The following is a 7,535-nucleotide window of genomic DNA, read 5'->3' on the forward strand; positions in this document are numbered from 1 at the left end:
GCCCTTGGGCGCGCACTTCAGCCCGTCCGGCGTTTGAGGACAACCGCGCGGAGCGCGGTTTCGGGGGTGCGGGGGGCAGCCCCCCCAAGAAACGGAGAAAGGGCGGGACCGGGGCACACCCCCGGCGTCAGCCGAACAGCACCCGCACCTCCTCATACCGCTCCAAAGGCACCGTCTTCAAACAAGCCGTCGCCTCAGCCAGAGGCACCCGCACGATCTCCGTCCCCCGCAACGCCACCATCCGCCCGAACGCCCCGTCCCGCACCGCGTCGATCGCGTGCAGGCCGAACCGTGTCGCCAGCCAGCGGTCGAAGGCGCTCGGCGTCCCGCCCCGCTGGATGTGCCCCAGCACGGTCGTCCGCGCCTCCTTCCCCGTCCGGCGCTCGATCTCCTTGGCGAGCCACTCCCCCACCCCGGACAGCCGGACGTGTCCGAACGAGTCGAGCCCGGCGGAGGCGTCCTTGAGCACGAGTTCACCGTCGGCCGGCATGGCCCCCTCCGCGACCACCACGATCGGCGCGTAGCTGGCCCGGAACCGCGACGTGACCCACCCGCAGACCTCGTCCAGATCGAACCGCCGCTCCGGGATGAGGATGACGTTGGCGCCGCCGGCGAGGCCGGAGTGGAGGGCGATCCAGCCCGCGTGCCGGCCCATGACCTCGACGACGAGGACGCGCATATGGGATTCGGCGGTGGTGTGCAGCCGGTCGATGGCCTCGGTGGCGATGTTGACGGCGGTGTCGAAGCCGAAGGTGTAGTCGGTGGCGGAGAGGTCGTTGTCGATGGTCTTGGGGACGCCGACGCAGGGGACGCCGTGCTGTTCCCAGAGCCGGGCGGCGACGCCGAGGGTGTCCTCGCCGCCGATGGCGACGAGGGCGTCGACGCCGAGGGCGGCCAGGTTCTCGAGGATCCGGCGGACCCCGTCGCGTTCCTTGAAGGGGTTGGTCCGCGAGGAGCCGAGGACGGTCCCGCCGCGGGGCAGGATGCCGCGGACGGCCGGGATGTCGAGCGGGACGGCGGTGCCGGTGAGCGGCCCGCGCCAGCCGTCCCTGAAGCCGGTGAACTCGTACTGGTGGTCCTGGACGCCCTTGCGGACGACGGCCCGGATGACCGCGTTGAGCCCGGGGCAGTCGCCGCCGCCCGTCAGCACTCCGACACGCATGACGCACACCTTCCCTCCAGCCGGGACGACCGCCCGGCCGCGGGAGACCGGTGGCTCAGGCGTCGTCGAGACCTCGCTCTATGGCGTAGCGGACGAGCTCCACCCGGTTGTGCAGCTGGAGCTTGCCCAAGGTGTTCTGCACATGGTTCTGCACCGTCCGGTGGGAAATAACCAGCCGTTCGGCGATCTGCTTGTAGGACAGGCCCTTGGCGACGAGCCGGAGCACCTGGGTCTCGCGGTCGGTGAGCCGGGGCGCCTCCGGCGCGGAGGGCCCCGAGGCGGGCGCGGCGGGGGCGGGTTCGGCGGCGAGGCGCCGGTACTCGCCGAGGACGAGCCCGGCCAGGCCGGGGGTGAAGACGGGGTCGCCGGCGGCGGTGCTGCGGACGGCGGCGATCAGCTCCTCCGTGCTGGCGGACTTGACCAGGTAGCCGGTGGCGCCGGACTTCACGGCCTCCAGGACGTCGGCGTGCTCGCCGCTCGCGGAGAGGACGAGGACGCGCAGCGCGGGGTTCTCGCCGACGAGCTCCTTGCAGACGGCGACGCCGGGCAGGCCGGGCAGGTTGAGGTCGAGGACGAGCACGTCGGGGGCGGCGGCGCGGGCGCGGCGGACGGCCTGGGGGCCGTCGCCGGCGGTGGCGACCACGTCGAAGCCGGCTTCGGCGAGGTCCCGGGCGACGGCGTCGCGCCACATCGGGTGGTCGTCGACCACCATCACCTTCACGGCCTGTTCCGCGGCGACCGTCATCACACCTCACTCTTTCGCAGGACTCGTGGGACCGTCAGTTCGACTTCGGTGCCCTGGCCGGGCACGGAGACCAGTTCCGCCGTGCCGCCGAGGTCGCGCAGCCGGCCGCGGATGGACAGGGCGACGCCCATGCGCCCCTCGCGTTCCGCGTCGTCGAGCCGGCCCTCCGGGATGCCGGGACCGTCGTCGCGCACACTCACGATCACCTGGTCGGGTTCGTCCTCGACGAGGATCCAGGCGCGGGCGTCCTCGCCGGCGTGCCGTTCGACGTTGTCCAGGGCGGCGCCGACGGCGGCGGCGAGCTCCGCCGCGGCGGCCGACTCCAGCAGGACGGGGGTGCCGGGCGCGGAGAAGGTGACCGCGGGGCCGGCGTAGGGGGCGAGAAGGGCCCGCAGGTCGCAGGGGCCCTCGGGGGCGCGGACGGCGGGCGTCGGCAGGGGCTCGGCGGCGGCCGCGTCGGCGGCCGGGCCCCCCGAGGGCCCCTGCGACCGGCGGGGCGGTACCAGCCCGCCGGCGACGAGGGTGCGCAGCGCGATCTCCTGCTCGCCCGCCATCCGGCCCAGCTCGGCGGCCTCGCCGCCGAGGGCGGCGCCGCGCCGCTGGACCATGGCGAGGACCTGGAGGACGCTGTCGTGGATGTCCCGGGCGAGCCGCTCGCGCTCGCGGTTGGCCGCCTCGATGCGCAGCGCCTGGGCGAGGGTCCGTTCGCTGACCCGGGCGACCTCGACGACGTAGCCGATGGCGATGCTGGCGACCCAGACGAGCAGGACGTCGTGGAGGGTGTCGCGGGGCAGGCCCTCGCGCTCGACCGCGTTGGCGAGGGCGACGAGGGTGGCGGCGCCGGCCGCCCACCGCCAGCCGCCCTTGATGGCGCAGCCGAGGACCGCTCCGGCCGTCCAGACGGACGGGAGGGTGGCGGCGCCGTCCTCGATCCGGAACCGGGTGTCCAGCACGCCGGTGAGCAGGATGCCGCCGAGCGCGACGACGAGGTCGGCGACGAGGAAGCGTCCGGTGCAGCGTTCGGCGGAGGAGACGCGGTTCCAGGTGCACAGCGTCCACAGGGTGAGTACGCCCATGTAGAGCGCGGCGCCGAGCGGGTGGGCGTAGTCGTGGTAGTCGGGGACGAAGAGGACGAGTGCGTAGCACAGGGTGACGATCCGGTAGCCGGTGAGCGCCCGCCACAGCGGCAGCTCCACCGACATGCGTATCCGGCCCGAACGCCCCGTACCGCCGCCGTCCGTCATCCCCCGCCGTCCCCGTCCGTCCCTCGGCCGTCCCCCGACCGTCTCGGCCTCTCTCCCTCCCCCGGCCCGGTCACTCGCCCCGGTGCCGCTTCCGCTTCCCTTCGGCCGGGTCGAGACCGGCGGCCTTGGCGGCCTTCTCGGCCTCCTTCTCCGCCTCGGCCTTCTTCTTCGCCGCCTCGGCGATCTGCCGCTTGGCGGCCGTGGCGTAGATGTCCACGTACTCCTGGCCGGAGAGCTTCATGATCTCGTACATGACCTCGTCGGTCACCGAGCGGAGGATGAAGCGGTCGCCGTCCATGCCGTGGTAGCGGCTGAAGTCCAGCGGCTTGCCGATCCGGATGCCGGGCCGCATCAGCTTCGGCACCACCTTGCCGGGCGGCTGGATCTTCTCGGTGTCGATCATCGCGACGGGGATCACCGGCGCCCCGGTGGCCAGCGCCACCCGGGCCAGGCCGCCCGGCTTGCCGCGGTACAGGCGGCCGTCGGGGGACCGGGTGCCCTCGGGGTAGATGCCGAAGAGCTCACCGCGCTCCAGCACCTCGATGCCGCTCTTGATGGCCGCCTCGCCCGCGCCGCGGGCGCCGGAACGGTCCACCGGGAGCTGGCCGACGCCCTTGAAGAACGCGGCCGTCAGCTTCCCCTTGACCCCGGGGGAGGTGAAGTACTCCTGCTTCGCGATGAACGTGATCTTCCGCGGCAGGACCGCGGGGAGGAAGAAGGAGTCCGAGAACGACAGGTGGTTGCTCGCGAGGATCGCGGGCCCCTCGGCGGGCACGTTCTCCAGGCCCTCCACCCAGGGCCTGAAGGCAAGCTTCAGCGACCCGCCGATGGACAGCTTCATAGCGCCGTAGAACAACCGAGAACCTCCTGTGTGTGACGAGGAGACCTTAACCCGCCTACCCGCGGTGCGGCGCTCCGCGTAGGCTGAGGGCCAGACCCTGTCCTTCCGCGGCCGCCGCGCGTCGTGCCCGCGGTCACGCTCCATCGATCGGAGATCCCGGTGCCGCTCCTCCCCGGCGCCGAGCCGTTCCGCCACGACGGCGGAGAGGTCGGCGTGCTCGTCTGCCACGGCTTCACCGGTTCCCCGCAGTCCGTACGGCCCTGGGCCGACCACCTCGCCGGGCGCGGTCTGACCGTCTCGCTCCCCCTGCTGCCGGGGCACGGCACCCGCTGGCAGGACATGCAGATCACCGGCTGGCAGGACTGGTACGCCGAGGTCGACCGGGAACTGTGGGCCCTGCGCGAGCGCTGCGCGCAGGTCTTCCTCTGCGGGCTGTCGATGGGCGGCGCGCTGGCCCTGCGGCTCGCGGCCCGGCACGGCGACGCCGTCTCCGGCCTCGCCCTCGTCAACCCCGCCAACCGGGTGCACGGCCTCGGCGTCAAGGCGCTGCCGCTGCTGCGCCACTTGGTCCCGACGACGGCCGGCATCGCCAGTGACATCGCCAAGCCCGGCTGCCATGAGGTCGGATACGACCGGGTCCCGCTGCACGCCGCTTACTCCTTCCACCGCTTCCTCCAGCTCGTGGACCGCGAACTGCCCCAGGTGACCCAGCCGTTGCTGCTGATGCACAGCACCGAGGACCACGTCGTCCCGCCGGCCGACTCCGCCCGCATCCTGGCCCGGGTCTCCTCCCGGGACGTCACGGAACGGCTCCTGGAGCGCAGTTACCACGTGGCCACCCTGGACCACGACGCCCCCGCGGTCTTCGAGGACACGCACGCGTTCATCTCCCGGCTCACCCGGCAGGGGACGGCCTCCCGTGGCTGAGCGCGACGCGGGCCACGACCGCGACGACAGCCGCGACCCGCTGGACGAGGACGCCGCCTGGGCGGAACTCGTCGCGGCCTACGGCGAACAGCCCGACCCGGAGAACGGCCGCTGGCCCGCGACGGGCGACGAGGAGGCCGCCTCGGCGGCCACCCCCACGGCCGCGGAGCCGCCCCCGGCACCCGGCGGGTCCGACCGTCCGGGCGGCTTCATCGTCTACGCCCCCGGCGTCGGCCCCCGCGACTGGGCCACCCCGAAGGCACCCGAGGGCGCCGACGACGACGCGGACGACGAGGGCCACTTCGTCCCCCCGGAGCCGCCGCCGCTCCCCACCGGCGACGTCACCTCCCGCTTCGCCTGGATCGCGGTGCTCGGCGGCCCTCTCCTGCTCCTGATCATGGTTCTGCTGCGGCAGGAACTGACCTGGTGGATCACCACCCTGGGCATCGGCGGCTTCCTCGGCGGCTTCGCCACGCTCGTCCTGCGGATGCGGGACGACGAGGAGGGCGACGACGACCCGGGCCGCGGCGCGGTGGTGTGAGCCCCGGCCCCGCCCCTTCGCCGTTTCCTGATAGTGCGCCTGAGCGCGCATATCAGCCCGTCCGGCGTTTGAGGACAGCGCCCGCAGGGCGCTTCGGGGGCGCGGGGGGGGGGGGCGCCCGCCCCCGCAAGAAACGGTGAAAGGGCGGGACCGGGGCAACCCCCCTACGCCGGCTCCGCCGGCACCCGCAAAGCCGCCAGCACCGGCAGATGATCGGTCGCAGCCCGCAGATCCGCCTCACTCACCCCGGGCAACCCCATAGGCACCCCACACCCCAACACCTCCACCCCACCCGAAGCGAACACCGCATCGATCCGCTGCAACGGATCCCCAAGCCGCGTCGTATGCTCCCGCCCCCACGGCTTCACGGCCCACCCGTCCTGCAACTCCCCCGCCAGCAGCCCGAACGTCCGCCCGTCGGGCCGGTCGTTGAGGTCCCCGGCGACGACGCCGTGCGGCACGCCCAGAGCGGCCAGCCGCGAGAGGACCAGCCGCCCCTGCGCGTACCGCTCCCCGTCCCGAATGCTCAGGTGGCAGCTGACGACGCCGAGCCGGGCCCGCCCGAAGCGCAGTACGGCGGTGGCGAGACCGCGCTGGTGCAGCCCGGGGGTCCGCGGCAACAACACGTCCTCGGCGTGCTCCACGTGCGGCCGGAGGGTGGACAGGATCATCGGCCCGGAGGCGGTGGCACCGCCCGTCACGTACACGAGGCCGGACGCCCGGGCGAGCCGGGCCGCCGCCTTGCGCCAGCGGAAGAACCGCGGCGCTTCCTGGACGCAGACGACATCGGGGGCGCAGGCCCGGATCACCCGGGCCAGCGCCCCCACGTCGTCCCGCATGGAGCGGATGTTGTAGCTGAGCACGCGGACGACGGAGGCGTCCGCTTCGGTCGAGGATGCGGGCAGGTCCGCGAGCATGAGTCCTCCGCTTGAGGCTGAAGTCGATCCAATCCTTCGGATGATCAAGCTCTGCGGACCCTACCGCCCGGGCCCCGCCGTCCCGCCGTCAGCCCTGACGTCAGCCCGACGTCAGCCCTGACGGGCCAGGTCCGCCGCGCCCACCAGACCCGCCTTGCCCCCGAGCTGGGCGGCGAGCACCTGCGCGTGCGGGCGCCACTTGCCGCCGACGAGCCAGCGGCGGAAGGACTTGCGGATCGGGTCGAGCACCAGGTCGCCCTCGTCCGAGAGGCCGCCGCCGACGATGAACGCGGACGGGTCGAACAGCGAGGCCAGGTCGGCGAGGCCGGCGCCGGCCCAGCGGGCCAGCTCGCGGAAGGAGTCGACGGCCACCGGGTCGCCCTGCCGGGCGGCCAGGCTGATGTGCTTGCCCTCGATGCCCTCGGGGGTGCCGTCGCCCAGGCCCAGCAGGACCGTGGCGTTCTCGGGGGTGGCGTGGGCACGCTGCCGGGCGTAGCGGACGAGGGCGCGGCCGGAGGCGTACTGCTCCCAGCAGCCCTGGCTGCCGCAGCCGCACAGCAGGCCGTCGGGGACGACCCGGATGTGGCCGAACTCGGCGGCGACGCCGAAGCGGCCGCGGCGCAGCTTGTTGCCGATGATGATGCCGCCGCCCAGGCCGGTGCCCAGGGTGATGCAGATGACGTCGTCGTGGCCCTGGCCGGCGCCGAAGCGGTACTCGCCCCAGGCGGCGGCGTTGGCGTCGTTCTCGACGACGACCGGGAGGCCGACGCGCTGCTCGACCTTGTCCTTGAGCGCCTCGTGCCGCCAGTTGATGTTGGGGGCGAAGAGCACGGTGGCCCGCTTGTCGTCGACGTAGCCGGCCGCGCCGATGCCGACGGCCTCCACATCGTGGTCGGCGCTGACCGTGCGCACCGCGTCGGCGATGGCGTCGACGACCGCTTCGGGGGTGTCCGGTGTCGGCACCTTGCATGTCGCGAGGATCGAACCCTCTTCGTCCACCACTCCGGCCGCGATCTTCGTGCCGCCGATGTCGACGCCGATGGTGAGTCCCATATGTCCCTCAGTTTTTCGCTCGATCCCCGCCGCGACCAACCGTACCGGAGGCGGGGAGCGCCCCGGGCCGTGGCGGCGGGGCCGGCCGCCGGGGCAGGGCGAGGC

The 7,535-nt window shown here is 73.6% G+C and carries 8 protein-coding genes; 2 read left to right on the forward strand and 6 right to left on the reverse strand.

Annotated elements, in window-relative coordinates:
- Window positions 1-127: 127 nt before the first annotated feature.
- The 4 genes from ACSNOK_RS28185 to ACSNOK_RS28200 all read right to left on the reverse strand — a co-directional run bounded on the left by ACSNOK_RS28185 (window position 128) and on the right by ACSNOK_RS28200 (window position 3,992).
- The gene (locus tag ACSNOK_RS28185; RefSeq protein ID WP_436783612.1) at window positions 128-1,162 is read right to left on the reverse strand and encodes a 6-phosphofructokinase; all 1,035 of its coding nucleotides are present in this window, start codon (window positions 1,160-1,162) and stop codon (window positions 128-130) included.
- 55 nt (window positions 1,163-1,217) lie between these two features.
- Window positions 1,218-1,907 (reverse strand): response regulator, encoded by a 690-nt coding sequence (locus tag ACSNOK_RS28190; RefSeq protein ID WP_436783613.1) that lies wholly within the window; start codon window positions 1,905-1,907, stop codon window positions 1,218-1,220.
- On the reverse strand, window positions 1,907-3,151 hold the full coding sequence (gene macS / locus ACSNOK_RS28195; RefSeq protein ID WP_436783614.1) for a MacS family sensor histidine kinase: 1,245 nt from the start codon (window positions 3,149-3,151) through the stop codon (window positions 1,907-1,909). Before macS ends, ACSNOK_RS28190 begins: the two co-directional genes overlap by 1 nt.
- A 70-nt stretch (window positions 3,152-3,221) precedes the next feature.
- Entirely contained in the window at window positions 3,222-3,992 is a 771-nt protein-coding gene (locus ACSNOK_RS28200) for a lysophospholipid acyltransferase family protein (RefSeq protein ID WP_436783619.1), read from the reverse strand.
- Between the two features lie 159 nt (window positions 3,993-4,151).
- Between ACSNOK_RS28200 and ACSNOK_RS28205 the strand changes: the two genes are divergently transcribed.
- Both ACSNOK_RS28205 and ACSNOK_RS28210 read left to right on the forward strand, forming a co-directional pair.
- Window positions 4,152-4,919, forward strand: coding sequence for an alpha/beta hydrolase (locus tag ACSNOK_RS28205; protein WP_436783615.1), 768 nt, complete (start codon window positions 4,152-4,154; stop codon window positions 4,917-4,919).
- On the forward strand, window positions 4,912-5,460 hold the full coding sequence (locus tag ACSNOK_RS28210) for a hypothetical protein (protein ID WP_436783616.1): 549 nt from the start codon (window positions 4,912-4,914) through the stop codon (window positions 5,458-5,460). Before ACSNOK_RS28205 ends, ACSNOK_RS28210 begins: the two co-directional genes overlap by 8 nt.
- Before the next feature lie 164 nt (window positions 5,461-5,624).
- On the opposite strand, the gene ACSNOK_RS28215 is transcribed toward ACSNOK_RS28210, so the two are convergent.
- Together ACSNOK_RS28215 and ACSNOK_RS28220 are read right to left on the reverse strand one after the other, a co-directional pair.
- Window positions 5,625-6,377: an endonuclease/exonuclease/phosphatase family protein gene (locus tag ACSNOK_RS28215; protein WP_436783617.1), complete on the reverse strand. Its 753-nt coding sequence runs from the start codon at window positions 6,375-6,377 to the stop codon at window positions 5,625-5,627.
- Between the two features lie 111 nt (window positions 6,378-6,488).
- Entirely contained in the window at window positions 6,489-7,430 is a 942-nt protein-coding gene (locus tag ACSNOK_RS28220) for an ROK family glucokinase (RefSeq protein ID WP_436783618.1), read from the reverse strand.
- Between the last annotated feature and the right edge of the window lie 105 nt (window positions 7,431-7,535).

Origin of the sequence: Streptomyces sp. URMC 126, assembly GCF_051386555.1 — a bacterium.
Lineage (GTDB): Bacteria > Actinomycetota > Actinomycetes > Streptomycetales > Streptomycetaceae > Streptomyces.

What these genes read in the sequence shown, in the direction of transcription:
- ACSNOK_RS28215 (WP_436783617.1), bottom strand. Translation starts at nt 6,377, where the DNA reads ATGCTCGCGGACCTGCCCGCATCCTCGACCGAAGCGGACGCCTCCGTC.
- macS (WP_436783614.1), bottom strand. Translation starts at nt 3,151, where the DNA reads ATGACGGACGGCGGCGGTACGGGGCGTTCGGGCCGGATACGCATGTCG.
- ACSNOK_RS28220 (WP_436783618.1), bottom strand. Translation starts at nt 7,430, where the DNA reads ATGGGACTCACCATCGGCGTCGACATCGGCGGCACGAAGATCGCGGCC.
- ACSNOK_RS28190 (WP_436783613.1), bottom strand. Translation starts at nt 1,907, where the DNA reads ATGACGGTCGCCGCGGAACAGGCCGTGAAGGTGATGGTGGTCGACGAC.
- ACSNOK_RS28185 (WP_436783612.1), bottom strand. Translation starts at nt 1,162, where the DNA reads ATGCGTGTCGGAGTGCTGACGGGCGGCGGCGACTGCCCCGGGCTCAAC.
- ACSNOK_RS28200 (WP_436783619.1), bottom strand. Translation starts at nt 3,992, where the DNA reads ATGAAGCTGTCCATCGGCGGGTCGCTGAAGCTTGCCTTCAGGCCCTGG.